This window comes from Paraburkholderia sp. C35 (assembly GCF_003121405.1).
Classification (GTDB): Bacteria; Pseudomonadota; Gammaproteobacteria; order Burkholderiales; family Burkholderiaceae; genus Paraburkholderia.
Window position 1 is genome coordinate 26,057 of sequence record NZ_QBUY01000075.1, and the last position, 17,134, is coordinate 43,190.

The 17,134-nt window shown below is 63.3% G+C and carries 16 protein-coding genes; 8 read left to right on the forward strand and 8 right to left on the reverse strand.

Features of this window, described 5'->3' with window-relative positions; all coding sequences use genetic code 11:
- Positions 1 to 42 precede the first annotated feature (42 nt).
- A complete protein-coding gene (locus tag DK391_RS31215; protein WP_109481864.1) occupies positions 43 to 1,110 on the forward strand; it encodes a putative zinc-binding metallopeptidase in 1,068 nt (355 codons plus the stop codon).
- Positions 1,111 to 1,186: 76 nt separating this feature from the next.
- On the opposite strand, the gene DK391_RS31220 is transcribed toward DK391_RS31215, so the two are convergent.
- Positions 1,187 to 1,606, reverse strand: coding sequence for a phasin family protein (locus DK391_RS31220; RefSeq protein ID WP_109481865.1), 420 nt, complete (start codon positions 1,604 to 1,606; stop codon positions 1,187 to 1,189).
- Between the two features lie 406 nt (positions 1,607 to 2,012).
- Here DK391_RS31220 and DK391_RS31225 point away from each other — a divergent pair, with 406 nt between their 5' ends.
- The 4 genes from DK391_RS31225 (at position 2,013) to DK391_RS31240 (ending at position 6,051) form a co-directional block, all read left to right on the forward strand.
- Complete coding sequence (locus DK391_RS31225; protein WP_109481878.1) at positions 2,013 to 3,149, forward strand: HPP family protein; 1,137 nt, start codon at positions 2,013 to 2,015, stop codon at positions 3,147 to 3,149.
- A gap of 115 nt (positions 3,150 to 3,264) precedes the next feature.
- Positions 3,265 to 3,678: a helix-turn-helix domain-containing protein gene (locus DK391_RS31230; protein WP_109481866.1), complete on the forward strand. Its 414-nt coding sequence runs from the start codon at positions 3,265 to 3,267 to the stop codon at positions 3,676 to 3,678.
- Between the two features lie 48 nt (positions 3,679 to 3,726).
- A complete protein-coding gene (locus DK391_RS31235) occupies positions 3,727 to 5,562 on the forward strand; it encodes a chloride channel protein (protein ID WP_109481867.1) in 1,836 nt (611 codons plus the stop codon).
- A 126-nt stretch (positions 5,563 to 5,688) separates the two neighbouring features.
- The gene (locus DK391_RS31240) at positions 5,689 to 6,051 is read left to right on the forward strand and encodes a hypothetical protein (protein WP_109481868.1); all 363 of its coding nucleotides are present in this window, start codon (positions 5,689 to 5,691) and stop codon (positions 6,049 to 6,051) included.
- Between the two features lie 2 nt (positions 6,052 to 6,053).
- Here the strand turns inward: DK391_RS31240 and DK391_RS31245 are convergent, their stop codons facing one another.
- A complete protein-coding gene (locus DK391_RS31245; RefSeq protein WP_109481869.1) occupies positions 6,054 to 8,099 on the reverse strand; it encodes a pyridoxamine 5'-phosphate oxidase family protein in 2,046 nt (681 codons plus the stop codon).
- Between the two features lie 60 nt (positions 8,100 to 8,159).
- Positions 8,160 to 8,801: a glutathione S-transferase gene (locus DK391_RS31250; RefSeq protein WP_109481870.1), complete on the reverse strand. Its 642-nt coding sequence runs from the start codon at positions 8,799 to 8,801 to the stop codon at positions 8,160 to 8,162.
- Positions 8,802 to 8,911: 110 nt separating this feature from the next.
- On the opposite strand from DK391_RS31250, the gene DK391_RS31255 reads away from it, so the two are divergent.
- Together DK391_RS31255 and DK391_RS31260 are read left to right on the forward strand one after the other, a co-directional pair.
- Positions 8,912 to 9,820, forward strand: a complete 909-nt coding sequence (locus DK391_RS31255) for a LysR family transcriptional regulator (protein WP_109481871.1) — start codon at positions 8,912 to 8,914, stop codon at positions 9,818 to 9,820.
- A 146-nt stretch (positions 9,821 to 9,966) separates the two neighbouring features.
- Positions 9,967 to 11,019 carry a sensor domain-containing diguanylate cyclase gene (locus DK391_RS31260; protein WP_109481879.1) on the forward strand — a complete coding sequence of 351 codons (1,053 nt, stop codon included), beginning with the start codon at positions 9,967 to 9,969 and terminating at the stop codon, positions 11,017 to 11,019.
- A gap of 22 nt (positions 11,020 to 11,041) precedes the next feature.
- On the opposite strand, the gene DK391_RS31265 is transcribed toward DK391_RS31260, so the two are convergent.
- The 5 genes from DK391_RS31265 to DK391_RS31290 all read right to left on the reverse strand — a co-directional run bounded on the left by DK391_RS31265 (position 11,042) and on the right by DK391_RS31290 (position 16,161).
- Positions 11,042 to 11,383 (reverse strand): ribbon-helix-helix domain-containing protein, encoded by a 342-nt coding sequence (locus DK391_RS31265; protein WP_109481880.1) that lies wholly within the window; start codon positions 11,381 to 11,383, stop codon positions 11,042 to 11,044.
- A gap of 79 nt (positions 11,384 to 11,462) precedes the next feature.
- On the reverse strand, positions 11,463 to 13,046 hold the full coding sequence (locus DK391_RS31270; protein WP_109481872.1) for a GMC family oxidoreductase: 1,584 nt from the start codon (positions 13,044 to 13,046) through the stop codon (positions 11,463 to 11,465).
- A gap of 17 nt (positions 13,047 to 13,063) precedes the next feature.
- Complete coding sequence (locus DK391_RS31275) at positions 13,064 to 13,720, reverse strand: twin-arginine translocation signal domain-containing protein (protein WP_109481873.1); 657 nt, start codon at positions 13,718 to 13,720, stop codon at positions 13,064 to 13,066.
- Between the two features lie 63 nt (positions 13,721 to 13,783).
- Positions 13,784 to 14,182 (reverse strand): VOC family protein, encoded by a 399-nt coding sequence (locus DK391_RS31280; RefSeq protein ID WP_109481874.1) that lies wholly within the window; start codon positions 14,180 to 14,182, stop codon positions 13,784 to 13,786.
- Positions 14,183 to 14,445: 263 nt separating this feature from the next.
- Positions 14,446 to 16,161 (reverse strand): SulP family inorganic anion transporter, encoded by a 1,716-nt coding sequence (locus DK391_RS31290; protein WP_109481876.1) that lies wholly within the window; start codon positions 16,159 to 16,161, stop codon positions 14,446 to 14,448.
- Between the two features lie 199 nt (positions 16,162 to 16,360).
- On the opposite strand from DK391_RS31290, the gene DK391_RS31295 reads away from it, so the two are divergent.
- Entirely contained in the window at positions 16,361 to 16,981 is a 621-nt protein-coding gene (locus tag DK391_RS31295) for a LysE family translocator (protein ID WP_109481877.1), read from the forward strand.
- Positions 16,982 to 17,134 lie beyond the last annotated feature (153 nt).

Genomic DNA, 17,134 nt, shown 5'->3' on the forward strand with positions numbered 1-17,134 from the left:
CACACCTCATCCACTGCAAGACGACAGAAACGGATTGAAGCGATGAAAGCCTTCCATTGCAACCGATGCGACCAGCGCGTGTTCTTCGAGAACGTGCTGTGCGAGCGCTGCGAAGCGCTGCTCGGCTACGTGCCGGAACTGCACGAAATCAGCGCGTTCGAAGACGCGGGCGACGGCCAGTGGCGCAGCCTGCATCCCGACGCGCAAGGCAAGCTGTACCGCCAGTGCCACAACTACGCGGTCGAGAACGTGTGCAACTGGATGCTGCCCGCCGACGATTCCGAAACCTTGTGCCGCTCCTGCCGCCTCACGCACACCATCCCGAACCTGACGGAAGCGAACAACAATCGACTCTACTGGTATCGGCTGGAGATCGCGAAGCGCCGCCTGCTCTACACGCTGGACGGGCTCGGTCTGCCCATCGAATCGCGTCAGGCCGATCCCGAGAACGGGCTGGAATTCGAGTTCCTCGAAAACACCGGCGACGGCGAGCCGGTGATGACAGGCCACGACAACGGCCGCATCACGCTGAACATCGCCGAAGCCGACGACGCGCATCGCGAGAAAGTCCGCACCGACATGCGCGAGCCGTACCGGACGCTGCTCGGGCATTTCCGGCACGAGTCGGGCCACTACTACTTCGAAAAGCTGATTACGGGCACGCAATGGCTCGAACCGTACCGCGCCCTTTTCGGCGACGAACAGGCCGACTATGGCGTGGCGCTGGAGAACTACTATCGCGACGGCGCGCCCGCCGACTGGGAAAACAGCTACATCAGCGCCTACGCGACGATGCATCCGTGGGAAGACTGGGCGGAAACGTGGGCGCATTACCTGCTGATCGTCGATGTGCTGGATACGTCGACGGCTTACGGCCTCGCGCTGCTGCCGAGCGAGCCGAGCGAGCCGCGCCTCACCGATCAGACGCCCGTCGAGGAAGCCAGCTTCGATAGCCTGATCAAGCGCTGGTATCCGCTGACGGACGCGCTGAACAGCCTGAACCGCAGTCTCGGCATGCCGGACGGGTATCCGTTCACGCTGGCGCCGCCCGTGGTCGACAAGCTGCGCTTCGTGCATCGCGTGATTGCACAGGCGTCCGCGCGCAAGTAGCACGCGTTGGCGTGCTACTTGCGCGCGGCCTGGGTGCTCTGCGTGGCTCCGGCTGCGCAGGGTGCTTTGAAGCGCCTTATTTCTTCTGCAGCAGCGTCTTCAGCTCTTCGACGTTTTCTTCGACGCGTTTTGCGATCACCGCATACGAATCGGCTTGCGTGCGATAGGCCGCCTGCGTGAGCTGCTGTATGTCGGCAAGCGCCTTGTGCAGCGTCTGCTGGACCAGTTCGGCCGTCTGCGCCGACGGCACGCCGCCTGCAGCGGCCTGCTTCTGCGCGACATCCTGCAGTTCGGTCAGCGTCGTGCGCAGCATCTCGGCCTGTTTCTGCGCGAGCGCCTGCATGCCCTGCACGGCCGTCTGATTGGCGGCGATCAGGGCCTCGACATCCTTACGGCGCGCTTCCATCACAGCGGGTACGTCGAATCCGGGGAGCTTGAACTGTTCGAACAACTTGTTGAACTCCGCAAACGGATTGGCGGCGTCAAAGGGTTCCATGCTCGATCTCCTCAAGGCGCGTCGGTGGGTTAGGTATGTGCCGGGAAGGTTGAGGCAGGCACACGGCACGATCATGCCCGTTAATGCGGCAATGCGCCAGCCAGCGGCATTCTGGCTGCGCTGCCGCGAGCGGCGGTCGCATCCCGATTCATATCACATCATGATGCACTGCAACCTGACCTTTCGTGCGGGTTTTCCCTGCATTTCCAGACCCTGCGGAGGTCCACCAGACGGGCATTGCGGCGGATTTATATCACGTTGGCATATATCTATGACGACAAGTTGTTGGCTTTCAGATGCCTTTTCCCTTACCGTACGCCTGCCTGCTTCCCCGTCGACTTCCTCGAACAACATTTTGACCCGCTCCCTCTTTTTCCAGTGGCTGGCGCGCTTCTATCCCGCCGCGATGAACGTCAAATGGCCCGAGCGCATGCGCTCGGCGCTCGGCGCGCTGATCGGCATTGCCTTCACGGGCGGCAGCATGCATCTGCTGCTCGGCCCGGACGCGAGCATCCCCATGCTGATCGCGCCCATGGGCGCGTCCGCCGTGCTGCTGTTCGCCGTCCCCGCCAGTCCGCTCGCGCAGCCGTGGTCGATCATTGGCGGGAATCTGGTATCGGCGACGGTCGGCGTGACCTGCGCGATGCTGATCAGCGATCCTGTCGCGGCAGCGGCGCTGGCCGTGGGCGTGTCGATTGCCCTGATGTTCGCGCTGCGCTGTGTGCACCCGCCATCAGGCGCGGTGGCGCTGACAGCCGTGGTCGGCGGGCCGGCTATTCATGCGCTCGGCTACGGTTTCGTGCTGGAGCCGGTGCTGATCCAGTCGGCGGCGCTGCTCGGCGCGGCGCTCGTCTATCACGCGGTGACGGGCCACCGCTATCCGCATGCACTGCGCATCGCGCCCGCCGCGCCGCAAGCCGCCGCGGCGGCGGCGTCCGGCCACAACATCACGCGCGCCGATCTGGAAGCCGTGCTGAACCGGCGCGGCGAACTGCTCGACATCGACCCGGAAGACCTCGAAACGCTGTTCCGCGAAACCCAGTTGCAAGCCTACGCACGCACCTTCAGCGAACTGGCGTGCCGCGACGTGATGTCGGCGCCTGTCGTGAGCATCGCGCCCGACACCACGCTGCGCGCCGCCGCCGATCTGCTGCAGCGCCACGCGATCAAGGCGCTGCCTGTAATCGACAGGCGTCAGCATGTAGTGGGCATCGTCACGCGCGCCGATCTCGCGAACAAACCGAAGAGCGCCGATCTGCGCCTGATGGAAGCCATCGCCGCGCGTCTCTTCAAACGCGATGCCACGCGTGGGCGCCTCGTCAGCACGGTCATGACGACGCACGTGCGCACTGTCGCCACCAGCACGCCGATCGTCGAACTGGTGCCGCTCTTCGCCGACGACGGCCATCATCACATCCCCGTGATCGATTCGCACGACAGGCTGGTCGGCATCATCACGCAGTCCGATCTGATTGCGGGCCTGTACCGTCAGACGCAGATGCAGGCTCAAGCTCAAGCACAACAGCAGCGTCCCGCCGCCTGAACGCGGCTCAAGAACTTCGAATCCACATTGGATGTTTCACATGGCGATGCCCCAGGCATCGCCACTTATATCATTTTGTGATACATTTTTTACTTTCCCTCGCACGGCCATCGCTATGAAAGTTCTCACACGCACATTGAACAAGGCGGACTACGAACAACTTTCGGAGTTTCGCTATCAGATGCGGCGCTTCGAGCGGTTCTCCGAACAGGCTGCGCAAGGCGAAGGCATCACGCCGCTGCAATACCTGTTGCTGCTGCATATCAAGGGCTACCCGGATCGCGAATGGGCCACCATCGGCGAACTCGCCGACCGGCTGCAGGCGCAGCATCACGGCGTGGTCGCGCTGGTATCGCGCTGCGAAGCGCTCGAACTCGTCAAGCGCAAGATCAGCGAGACCGATCGCCGCCAGGTGGAAGTGCATCTGCTAAAGGCGGGCGAGAAAGTACTGGCGCGACTCGCGGAACTGCATCGCGCGGAACTGCGCTCGCTCAAGGGCGCATTCACGATTCCGCAAATCGATCTTTGATTCCAGCGTGGCAGCACGGAACTGGAACATCACCGTGGTACAGCCTTCATGAGCAACAACTCCCACAAGCGCGACTTCGCCAGCAACGCGCGCCTGCCCGGCATTTCCGCGCTGGCGGCGGGCATTGGCCTGCTCAGCACGCTCGCCGCATTCGTGCTGCTGAGTCTGATCCATCTGTTCACCAACCTGTTCTTCTTCGGCGCCTTCTCGTTTGCGGACCGCTCGCCCGCGACCAACACGCTCGGTGCGGGGGTGATCGCCATTCCCGTCGTGGGCGGACTGATCGTCGGCATGATGGCGCGGTTTGGTTCGGAGAAAATTCGCGGCCACGGCATTCCTGAAGCGATCGAAGCGATTCTGTTCGGCAAGAGTCGCATGTCGCCGAAAGTCGCCGTGCTCAAGCCGCTGTCGTCGGGTGTCGTGATCGGCAGCGGCGGGCCGTTCGGCGCGGAAGGCCCGATCATCATGACGGGCGGCGCGCTCGGCTCGCTGATCGCGCAGTGCGTGAAGGTGACGTCGGCGGAACGCAAGACCCTGCTCGTCGCGGGTGCGACGGCCGGCATGACGGCCGTGTTCGGCACGCCCGTCGCCGCCGTGCTGCTCGCCGTCGAATTGCTGCTGTTCGAATGGCGGCCGCGCAGCTTTCTGCCCGTCGCCTTGGCATGCGCCGTCGCCGGCGTTGCACGGGCGATGTTCTTCGGCACCGAGCCGCTCTTCGCGTTGCAAACTGCGCCGCCTACGGCTATTTCGCTGTTTTCGTGCGTGATTGCCGGGCTGTTGTCGGGTGCGTTGGCATCGGGTTTATCGGCCGGTCTGTACAAGACGGAAGACCTGTTTCACAAGCTGCCGCTGCACTGGATGTGGTGGCCGGCTATCGGCGGGCTTGCAGTCGGCATCGGCGGATTCATCGAGCCGCGCGCGCTCGGCGTGGGCTACGACGTGATCGGCGATCTGCTGCATCAACATATCGCGCTGCAGGTGGCCGTGGCGATTCTCGCCGTCAAGGCCGTGATCTGGGTGATCGCGCTCGGCTCCGGCACGTCGGGCGGCGTGCTCGCGCCGCTGCTGATGCTCGGCGCGGGACTCGGCACCGTGCTCGGCCATGTGCTGCCCGGCAACGATCCCGCGCTGTGGCCGCTCGTGTGCATGGCGGCGACGCTCGGCGCCACGCTCGGTGCGCCGCTGACGGCCATCGTGTTCGCCTTCGGCCTCACGCACGACAGCAACGCGCTGCTGCCGCTGCTCGCCGCGACGCTGGTCGCGCATGGCTTCGCGACCGTCGTCATGAAGCGTTCGATCATGACGGAAAAGATCGCGCGGCGCGGCTATCACATCTATCGCGAGTACGGCGTCGATCCGCTCGAACGGCATTACGTGGATGAAGTGATGACGCAACACGTCGATACGATCGATGGCGCGCTCTGCGTGCGTGATGCGCTTGCCGGATATTTCGGCGCAACGCAGAAACGGCGTGCGTATCCCGTCGTGCGCGCGGACGGTGGCGTGCCCGGCATGCCCGGCGTGATCGGCATCATCGATCGCGCAATGCTCGACGCCGTGCGCGACGCCGTGCGCGACGGCGCGACGCCGCATACGCTCGACACGCCGCTCGCCGATGTATTGAAAGACCATAAGCTGACAGTCGCGCTGCCCGACGAAACCTGCCGCCTCGTCGCAACGCGTCTTGCCGTACATGGCCTCGAACGCTTGCCCGTGGTTGCCGACCATCACTCGATGCAACTGCTTGGCATCGTGTCACGCAGCGATCTGGTGAAGCCTTCCATCGCGCATTTCGAAGAGGAACACACACGCGAGCGCTTCCGGCGCCTGAGTTTCGCTGCGAGTAAAAAGCATTTTCCGCCCGTGCGCAACACGCACGGCTGAAACGCTCTCCCGACACAAAAAGGCCCGCAAAATGCGGGCCTTTTTGCATTGTGGTCATTTTGGAGCGACACTGTAGCGACGCGAATCCGTCAGCGCGACGACGCGCCCGACAGCGGGAGAAACATCATGAAACGCAGACCTGGCCTGTTTATCTGCATGGCGATTGCGGGCTCGATTGTTTCCATCTCCAGCATGGCCGATCAGGCGCAACGTATCCGCATTCAATCGGCAACCTACGGCGCGAATTGTGGCGCAACAGCCGGAAATTCCACTCAGGATCTGGCCACGCACTGCAACGACCGCACGACATGCAGCTACGTCGTGCCAGCGCGCTTCGATGCGACGCAGCATGCATCGTGTGCACGCGATTTCACCGCGGAATGGTCATGCGACCATCGTGAGTTTCATCGCGCGATGCTCAGCGGCGAAGCAGGCAACGGCAGCGCGCTCGTCCTGACCTGCGTGCCTTCGACAGGCGCCGGCAAGTAAGCTCAGAGATCCAGCGTCAGGCTCGCGCTCTGCCCTTCTTCGACGACAGGATGCGCCATGCAGATCAACGCGCATCCGTCGGCGACTTCCGCTTCGATGTCGCCGTCGTAAGCGGTTTTCCCGGACAGCACTTTCGTCGAGCACGTGCCGCACATGCCGGAACGGCAACTCGATTGCGTTTCGATGCCGTGCTTCTCGGCGAAATCGAGCAGATTGCCGTGCTTCGGCAGCCATTGCACCGTTTGCTGCGAGCGAGCGAACGTCACCTGTACTCCGCCGGCTTCAAGCTTCTCTTCCGCCACGGCAGCATGCGTCGGCGTGCGCTTCACGCTGGCAGGGCCAAACGCTTCGAAACGGATGCGCTCGTCGGCGACGTTCAGCGCGCGCAGTCCTTCGTACAGATCGCGCATGAACTGCTCGGGGCCGCACAGGTAGAAATCGTAGTCGTCGAACGGCAGCGTGCGCTTGAGCGCCGCGATATCGACGCGGCCTGAATGGATGCCGTCAGCGGGTTCGCTCGAAACGCTATCGAACAGATGCATCGACACCGACGCATAGCGCGCCGCCACATCCTTCAAATGCGCGCTAAACGGACGCTCCCGATCGCTGCGCGCGCCGTGGAAAAAGAACACACGCTTTGCGTGCAGATTCGATTCGGCCCGCGCGTTCAACTCGTGATGCAGCATCGCGATCATCGGCGTAATGCCGATGCCCGCCGAGATGAGCACCACCGGCCGCGTGCTTTGCGCGTCGTAGACGAATGCGCCGCGCGGCGCCATCGCTTCGATTTCCACGCCCGCCGCGAGATGGTCGTGCAGCCAGTTCGACGCGATGCCTTCGCGCTTCACGCTGATCCGGTAGTGGCGCGGATCGTGCGCGTCAGACAGCGTGTACGTGCGCGTCAACGGCGCGTCGCGTCCTTCGACTGGCACGCGAATCGGCAGATACTGACCTGGCTGATACGCAGCCAATGGCGCACCATCCGTCGCCTCGAAGTAGAACGAGCGCACAAAAGGCGTTTCGTCGACAACCGCCGCCACCTTCAGCTTGCGCCACGGCGATGCAGCCGCCGCTTTGCGCATCGCTGCGGCGAACTGCGGCGCGTATTCGACCTCGGACCAGCGAAACGGCAGCACGCCCTTGCTGCGCCGCACTTCCTGCACGTGAAAGCGCATCAGCCGCTCGGCGCCTTCAAACGCGGCCAGTTCCGGCCCTTGCCAGATGATCTCGGCACGCACGGCGATATAGAGCAAGTCGCCGTTTGCAAAATCGACGAACAGCAAACCCGCGCGCGGATCGTGCAGCAGATTGCCGATCGTGTTGAAGAACTTGTTGCCGGTGAAATCGGGCGTGGTCAGCGTGGCGGCATCGTCGATACGTACGAAACCGGGCGTACCGCCGCGATGCGACACGTCCACGCCGCGCGCCAGGCCCGCTTCGTCGGCCGTGTTGGCGCTCGCGATGAAGAACGTGTCGGCACGCGCCAGCAGTGCGCGGTCGGCGTCGCTCAGATACGCCGACGTTTCCTGTGATGCGGGCGCTTCGCCCGAGGCACGGTCAATAAACGTCGGCACGCGGCCCTGAATGTACTTCGCGCAATTGCCGAAGCTTTGCGTCACCTGGAGCGTGACGGTATCGCCGTCCACCGCTTTCACCACGCCGTTGATGCGGTTGCGCCGCCGCGTATGCGGCTGGATGCCGAGTCCACCGATCATCGCGCCCGCCTGCCAGTTCGTGCCGAGCGGATCGCCTGGCAGCGCGCGGCTGTCGATGCGCAACGTGTTCGCATCCGGCGACGACACGAAGCCTGGCGCACCCGTGCGGATCGTCGCCCACGGCTGCCCGCCCGCATCGACGCCGCCGAAGATCATGAACGGCTGCTGCGCGTAGAACTCGCGGTGCTGATCCGGCATGTAGCGGCGAATGCCGCGGCGGCCCGCCGAATCCGCCTGACTGTCCACGCCGGCCAGCCGCTGCGCGGCCACTTCGTCGGCGTGAAACGGCGAGGTGTCGAGACCCCAGCCGTTCAAAGGAATGAAATCGGACATGTCAGGCTCCTGCAGGCAGCAATACGTCAGCGTGATGCGCTACGTGGAACCGCTCGCCAGTTACTCCGCGAGCAGCCCCGCTTTCGTGGCCGGCATCGCGACGAAACGCGGCAGCGCTTCGACACGGCGCAGCCACGCGCGAATGTTCGGATACGGCTCCAGCGACACGCCGCCTTCCGGCGCGTGCGCGATATACGTGTGCGCGGCGATGTCGGCGATCGTCACGTGATCGCCGGCGGCGAACGGCTTCGTGCCGAGTTCGCGCTCGATCACGTCGAACAGCTTCACCGCGATGCCCTTAGCCGTCTCGTGGTTCAGCGGCGCGCCGAACACCGTGACGAGCCGCGCCGAACACGGACCGAAGGCGATCTGCCCCGCCGCCAGCGACAGCCAGCGCTGCACAGCCGCCGCGCCGAGCGGATCGTCCGGCAGCCACGAAGCGTCGCCGTAGCGCTTGGCCAGATAGACCAGAATCGCGTTCGAATCGAACAGTGTGAGGTCGCCGTCCTGAATGGTCGGCACCTGGCCGAACGGGTTCAGCGCCAGATACTCGGGCTTGCGGTTGTCGCCTTCGCGCATGTTCAGTTCGATCACCTCGAACGGCAGATCGAGCAAAGTCAGAAACAGCTTCACGCGATGTCCGTGGCCCGAGAGCAGGGTCGTGTACAGGCGGATAGGCTGGGCGGGCTTGGCTGCGGGCATTCGGGACTCCGGGTTCGATCATGTTGGACAATGCCAGAGTAATGCGCGCCGCCTGCCCGCAGAAGCCTGCTAACCTTATAAACACAATCCTCTTAAAGTGGACAATCGCCATGCCTGATGTGCGCGACGTGAACCTGAACCGGCTGGCCGTCTTCGTCGCGGTGGTCGATGCCGGCTCGCTGACGGCGGCCGCCGCGCGGCTCGGGCTGGCCAAGACGATGGTCAGCACGCACATGCAGCGTCTCGAGGCCGAAGTGGGCGCGAGCCTGCTGGTGCGCACCACGCGCCGGCTCGGCATCACGGAAGCGGGGCGCGCGTTTTACGACGCCAGCGTGAAGATCCTGCGCGCGGCGGAAGAAGCGCTGGCTGAAATCGGCGGCGAGGAGGCGCCCGTGCGCGGCACGCTGCGCGTGAGTTGCCCGATCGATTACGGCACGCTCGCCGTCGCGCCCGCGCTGGTCGCGCTGCGCCGCGCGCATCCCCGGCTCGATATCGAACTGCTGTGCAGCGACCATCTCGTCGATCTGATTGCAGACGGCATCGATGTCGCGATCCGGCTCGGGCGGCTGCCCGATTCGAACTATCGCGCGGTCACGCTTGGGCGCTTCGAGAACTGGGTGGTCGCCAGCCCGGAGGTCGTCGACAGCTGGGGCGAGCCGGATACGCCCGCCGAACTCGCCGCCATGCCTTTCGTCGCGCTGACGGTGTTGCAGCGCCCGCAGACGCTCGACCTGCGCCACGCAAACGGCGCCGCGGAAAGCGTGCGCTGCGAGATCGCGTTTCTCGTCAACACGGCGGAAGCCGCGCGCGCGGCGCCGCTGGCAGGCGGCGGCAGTGGTCTGCTGACTGATTTCTCCGTGGGCGGCGACGTCGCGGCGGGCCGCCTCGTGCGCCTGCTGCCGGAATGGTCGACCGAACCGGCGGGCATCCAGGCCGTGTTTCCGCCCACGCAGCACACGCCGCCCAAGGTTCGCGCACTGATCGAGATGTTCCGCAGCTGTCTCGCACGCGATGCATGAGCACGGGATTTTTGGCGTGCGTCGCATGCGGTGGCCGCGCCGGTAGAATTGTCCGTCCGGGTTTCAGCCGATCAAGAAGCCGCGCCGCCGTGCCGTTGACATGGCGAAGCGCGCCGTTGCGCGCAATCGACTCATACGAAGCGAACATGAAGAAAATCGACGACACGCAAGACATGCTCGGCGCGGCTTTCCTGCGCCATGACGATTCGAACGACAGCATGCGCGCCGAAGGCGAGCGGCTCGAACACGACACGGCCGTTTATCGGACGCTGCTCGAATCGACCAAAGCGATTCCCTGGAAGATCGACTGGGCGACCATGGCGTTCACCTATATCGGCCCGCAGATCGAAGCCCTGCTCGGCTGGGCGCCGTCGTCGTGGCAGACAGTCAACGACTGGGCCGAGCGCATGCATCCCGAAGACCGCCAGAAAGTGGTCGAATTTTGCGTCGCGCAATCGCAGGCCGGCACCGATCACGAAGCGGACTATCGGGCGCTCACCAAAGATGGCGGCTACGTGTGGCTGCGCGACGTGGTGCACGTGGTGCGCACGCCGGAAGGCGGCGTCGATTCGCTGATCGGCTTCATGTTCGACATCAGCGAACGCAAGCGCACGGAAGAAAAGCTCGCGCGTCTGCAGAAGGAACTCGAAGACCTGGCGTTCAAGGACGGCCTCACGGGCGCGGGCAATCGCCGCATGTTCGACAATGTGATGCAGAAGGCGGGGGCTGACGGCCTGGCCAGCGGCAAGGCACTGTCGCTGATCATGATCGACATCGATTTCTTCAAGGCCTACAACGATTACTACGGCCACATTCAGGGCGACGAATGCCTGAAGCGCGTCGCAGGCGTGCTCGCGCAAGCCACGCGCGACGGCGATTTTCTGGGCCGCTTCGGCGGCGAGGAATTCGTGATGGTGCTGCCGGACACGGATGCCGATACCGCCGTGAACGTCGCCGAACGCTGCCGCGAACTGCTCGACGACGCGGCCATTGCGCATCTGCGCTCGCCGCATCAGCAGCGCGTGACGGCGAGCTATGGCGTCGGCACGATCGTTCCGAACGGTGCGATGGACACAACCGCCTTCATCAATCTGATCGACGCGCAGCTGTATCAGGCCAAGGATAACGGCCGCAACCGCATCGTCGCCGTCGATCGCGCGGGACATGGCGGCGAGGCGTTTCGCACGCACTCGCGCTGAGTTCGAGGTCGCGCGCCTGCAATCACACCGTCTTCAGTACTCGCGGTTTCGGCTCAGGCACAGGAACGGGTACGGGAAAGCTGCTCAAGTCGCTTTTGCCCGCGACGATCGACAGATACCTCAGGCAGCACACGCGCAGGAACGAAGCGAAATTGCTGGGCACCTCGCCGCGCAGCGTGATGAGTTCGTCGTAAAGCTTCACGGCGAACTGCGTGGTCGTCATGTTTTCGCGCGAGGCGATTTCGTGCAGCACGTCCCAGAAGAGATTCTCCAGGCGCACGGTCGTGATCACGCCGTGAATGCGCAGCGACCGCGTGCGCGATTCGTACAGGATCGGGTCCGCGTTGACGTACACGTTGCACATGGTGTGCCTCCATGGTTGGTCGAATGCGGCGGCGCGCATCGTGCCCGCCTGCCGCATCCGTTTCTTTCTCGCGTGTCGATCAGATTGTGCGCCTGTTCATCTGGTTTGCGATGTGGTCGGCCTGACGGATTGCGAGCGTCACGATAGTCAGCGTCGGGTTTTCCGCTGCGCCCGTCGTGAACTGGCTGCCGTCGGAGATGAACAGATTCGGCACGTCATGGGTCTGGCCGAAGCGGTTGCACACACCGTCCTGCGGCCTCGCGCTCATGCGCGCGGTGCCAAGGTTATGCGTCGACGGATACGGCGGCACGTTGTACACCGTCTTCGCGCCCGCCGCCTGATACACGGCTGCGCCCTGCTTGAAGCCGTGATTGCGCATCGCCTCGTCGTTTGGATGATCGTCGAAGTGCACGTTCGGCACGGGCAGGCCGTACTGATCCTTCACGTCGTTGTTCAGCGTGATGCGGTTGGTTTCGCGCGGCATATCTTCGCCGACGATCCACATGCCCGCCGTGTACGGATACGCGTCCATCGCCGCCGTGAAATCCGGGCCCCATGCGCCCGGGTTCAGAAACGCCGCATAGAACGGCAAGCCGAGCGACACCGTTTCCATGTGATAGCCGCCCGCGAAGCCGCGCGACGTATCGAAACGTGCTTCGTCTTCGATGATGCCCGCCATCGTCGTGCCCTTGTACATGTCCACCTTGTCGTTGAACACGGCATAGACGGAACCCGTGGTGTGACGCATGTAGTTGCGCCCTACCTGACCTGACGAATTGGCGAGCCCGTCCGGGAAGTGGCTCGAATGCGAGTTCAGCAGCAGCCGCGGCGTTTCGATCGAATTGCCCGCCACCGCGACGATGCGTGCCTTCTGGCGTTGCAGCTTGCCGTCGGCATCGTAATAGACGACTGCGCTCGCTTTGCCCTTCGCATCGGTTTCAATCTTCACGACTTGCGCCTGGGTGCGCAGCTCCATGTGACCTGTCGCCTGTGCGCGCGGAATTTCCGTGTAAAGCGTCGACCATTTCGCGCCTGTGCGGCAACCCTGGAAGCAGAAGCCGCGCTGGAAGCAATGCGCGCGGTCGTCGCGCACGATGCTGTTGGTCGCCATGTGGCCCGTGTTGCATTCCTTGTAGCCGACTTTGGTCGCGCCGTTGTACATCACCTTGAAGTTGTTGTTGCCGGGCAAACCAGGCAAGCCGTTGGTGCGCGTCACGCCCATTTTCTTTTCGGCGCGGTCGTACCACGGCGCCATTTCCTCGCTTGTCACGGGCCAGTCGAGCAGGTTTGCATCCTTGATCTGGCCGTAATGCGTTTTGGCCTTGAATTCATGCGGCTGAAAGCGCAGGCTCGCGCCGGCCCAGTGCGTCGTCGTGCCGCCGACCGTCTTGCAGATCCACGCGGGCAGGTTCGGAAAGTCCGTCGCGACGCGCCACGTGCCCGATGTGGTGCGCTTGTCGAGCCACGACAGCATCGAGAACGCGCCCCATTCGTCAGTCGTGAAATCGCCTTGCGTATGCAGCTTGCCCGCTTCGAGCACGATCACGTCGATGCCCTTTTGCGCCAGTTCGTTCGCGAGCGTGCCGCCACCCGCGCCGGAGCCGATGATGACTACGGCGCGCGAATCGTTGTGCGAGAAATGCACCTTGTTGTTGTCGTCCATGTCAGGTCTCCCTTTGCTCAGCTATCGGTGGGAATCGGGCCGCTCGCGCCGGCGGGCGGGTTCGGCAGCCACGCGAGATCGTTGAAGCCCTTGTTCAGATAGCCGCCGTCGCCCTGCGACGCGCCATAGCCGAAGTGCGCATACGCCATGTCGTTGCTGTACAGCGAGACGATGGCCGTGGTGCGCACGGTCTTGAAGAACGGCGTGCCCTCCATCGCGGCGACGTCGCGCGCCTGATCGGCGGGCGAACGTTTGGTCCAGTCGGAGCCGTTGAGCGCGTCGAGCTGCTTGATGCCGTCGGCGAGTTGCTGGCGTGTAGCGGGATCTTTTTGCGCCTTGCCATCGAGATCCTTCACGACCAGCGCGTAGACGGCATCGTCGAGCGTCTTGTGCGGATACTGTTGTTTGACGAACGCGAGCAGCACGGCGCCCTGATGCGAATCGAGCGCCTGCATTTCGAGCGCCCAGACGCGGCTGGGCGCGAGTGTCGCGAGCACCGACGACAACGCCAGCGTGCCGACCAGCACGCCTGTGCCCTTGAGCCACTCGCGCCGGCTGAGCGAGCGCGGCGCGTGGGACGCGTGGGTTTCATCATGTTGCGCGTGCGTGTGGGCGTGAGCATGCGCAGACGTCGCGGCAGGCTCCGCTTCGATGGGAATCACTCTGTGACTCATGCCTGTCTCCTTGGGGTGGTGTTGTGGGGTACCGCGTCACGCGCGGCTTGTTGTCATGTTTGTCTATTGATAATGTCCGTGCCGTTCGAGCACTTCGACCTTGTAGCCGTCCGGGTCCTGAATGAAGAAGTAACGCGCGAGCAATGCGCCGTCGTCGTTCTTGAATTCGCGCACGTCGTTGGGTGTCATGCCGAGCTGGATCAGACGTTCGCGCTCGCCCTTCACGTCATCGACGACGAACGCGACATGACCATAGCCATCGCCATGCGAGTAGTCGTCTTCGCGTCCCTTGTTCCAGGTGAGTTCGATCTCGTTGTCCGCTTCCGCGTTGCGCAGATAGACGAGTGAGAAGTCGGGGAAGTCGAGCCGGTGCGACGGTTCGAATCCGAATGCGCTTTGATAGAACTTCAGCGAACGGTCGAGATCCTTCACGCGGATCATCGTGTGAATCAGCTTGGCCATATCGTCCCTCCTCTATTTGATGCTGAGTGTAGGAGGGCGATGTGCGCGGTGGTAATGCAGGGCTAAATGCGCTTAGGGACTTGCCCTATGCTGCAGATGCGTGCGTATGCAATGGAATCGAAACAGCGCTTCGCACGCGAACACGATGCGATGCGCCGCCGCACGATGGAGTGCGGCGCAGCATGCGCTATGGCGTCATGCTGCGTTCAGGCGAACGATCCAGGGAAAGCGATAAGCCCACGCGCGTCGCTGCGCGGGAGCCTTTACATTGCGTTGACTTCGCGCGGCGGGCTGATGCCGGCGGCGGCGAGTGCTTCGTGAAGCGTGTCGAATACATTCGACTTGCCGACCACTTCAGTGATCCGATGCCGGTCCATATCGGCGCGAAGATAAGGATTCACGCGCCCGAAGATGACGGCAAGCTTGCGTTCCTGAAGATCCGTAATCAGATCGCTCAACGTGCGGGCGGCTGAATAGTCGAGCGCAGTGATCGCGCCGGCATCGATGACGAGCGTATGCAGATCGTCGGGGGCGGCATCGACGAGTTTGATCACTTCTGACGTGAAGACGTGATCGTTGGCGAAGAACAGATCGGAACCGAAGCGATACACGATGAGTCCCGGCGCCGTCATGATGCCGGGCTTCGCTGGCACCGGTTGCCAGCGTCCGTTGGCAGGCGACGGTTCCATCACCATCGTATGCGGCCGGTAGCTGTGCCGTACGTGGCGCAACAGCGACAGGGCAACCGCCAGCAGGATGCCATGCTCGACGCCGACCATCACGACCGCTGCCGCCGTGATGAGCGCCAGCGTGAATTCGCCGGGGCTTTCGGCGCGGATCGCCGAGAGGCTCGGCACGTTGACGAGACCCACTGCGATCGTGAAGACGATCGCAGCGAGCACGCAATGCGGCAGGTATTGCAGATAGCCGCTGAGGAACAGCAGCACCACGACAACGACCACGGCAAACGCAAGCTGTCCGATCTGGCTGCGCGTACCCGCCCGTTCGGCCATGGCGGTTTGCGTCGGACTGCCGTTCACGACGAAGGTGCCGCTGAATGCGGCTGCGGCATTGGCCGCCGCCAGCCCGAGAATGTCCGCGTTGGTATCGACTTCCTCGTGGTACTGCTGCGCGAACACGCGGGCGGCCGCCGCGCTCTGCGCAATGATCATCACGAAGCACGACGCCGCCACGGGCACGAGATCGAGAAACTGTTGCCAGGTGACGAATGGAAACGCGATGGGCGGCAGACCGCCCTGAATCGGACCGAGCACCGTGATGCCATGGCCGGCGAAATCGAATGTCTTGCTCGCCGCGATGCTGCCTACCACGGCGACAAGCGGAATCGGCACGCGCGGCACGAAACGCTTGCCGATCAGAATGGCGCCGACCACGGCCAGCGTGAGCGCGAGTGTCGGCAGATGCGCATGCACGGCATGGCCGATCACGTAGATCAGTTGCGCAAGGCTGCGTGACGACGGATACGGCACCGTCATGCCGAACATGTCGCCGAGCATGGCAATCGACACCTGTATGCCGACGCCCGTCAGAAAGCCGACCAGCACAGTGCGCGAGAGGAAATCGGCGAGAAAGCCGAGCTTGAAGACGCGGGCCAGCAGCAGCAGCGCGGCCGTCAGCAACGCGACCATGCCTGCGAGCGCGACGTACTCGGGACTGCCCATCGGCGCGATGGTCGAGGCGCGGCTGGCGAAGATCGTTGCGGTGGCCGAATCGGCGGCGACGACGAGATGGCGCGACGCGCCGAAGAACGCGAACGCGACCAGCGGCAGAAACACGGTGTAAAGCCCCGTCACGGCCGGCATGCCCGCGATGCGCGCGTAGCCGAGCACCTGCGGAATATCCATCGATGCGAGCGAGATGCCGGCGAACACGTCGCGCCAGGCCTTCGCGCGGTCGATCGGAAGAATGCCTTTGAGAAGGCTCAGACGTGCGGGGGATGTGTCCTTTGGGTTGTGCATGCTTAGTGACGTTGCTCAGTTGCGTTACTCAGTGACGATGATGTGACATCCATGCATCCTGCCCTGAATGTTTGCGCTATGGCAAGGAACAACGCGATCTTCGCTCCGTACCGGAAATCATCTCGCAATCTGTACCGGTACTGTACCGGCTTCGCTCGTTAAACTCTTTGTAAACCTCGAGTCACCTTGCGGAGCCGCCATGACCTTCGACACCCTGAGCGCCAGCGCCCTGCCTGCCGGCATCCTGTTCGCGCTCGTCACGACCATCACACCCGGGCCAAACAATACGATGTTGCTGGCATCGGGCGTCAACTTCGGTTTTCGTCGCACGCTGCCGCATATTCTTGGGATCAGCGCGGGTGTCGCGCTGTTGATGTTGTCGGTAGGGTTCGGGCTTGGCGAGGCGTTTCGGCGCTTTGAAGTGCTGTACACCGTGCTCGAAGTGCTGAGCGTCGTGTATCTGCTGTATCTCGCGTGGAAGATCGGGACGTCGGGCGAGATGCAGCTCAAAAAGGGCGAGCGCCGCCCGATGCGGTTTCACGAAGCGATCGCGTTTCAGTGGGTCAATCCGAAGGCGTGGATGATGGTGCTCACCGCTGCGACGACGATTCATCTGAGTGCCGATTTCGGTGTTAATGCGGTGCTGATGGCGTTCGTGTTTTATGTGATCGGATTGCCGTGCATTTGCCTGTGGGCCGCTTTTGGTACCGCCATGCGGCGGGCTCTGTCGAAGCCGGTGTGGTTGCGGACTTTCAATATCGCTATGGCGGTTTTGCTGGTTGCGACGCTTTATCCTATTGTTTTGCGGTTGGTTGGTTGAGGTTTGGTTTGTGGTTTGGTTTGTGGTTTGGCTTGAGGTTGGCGTTGGCATCCGCGATTTCTTGCTGGTGCTTCATGCGTCGCCCCTGTGCGGGGCAGCACCTACTTTTCTTTGCCGCGGCAAAGAAAAGTAGGCAAAAGAAAGCCGCTGAAC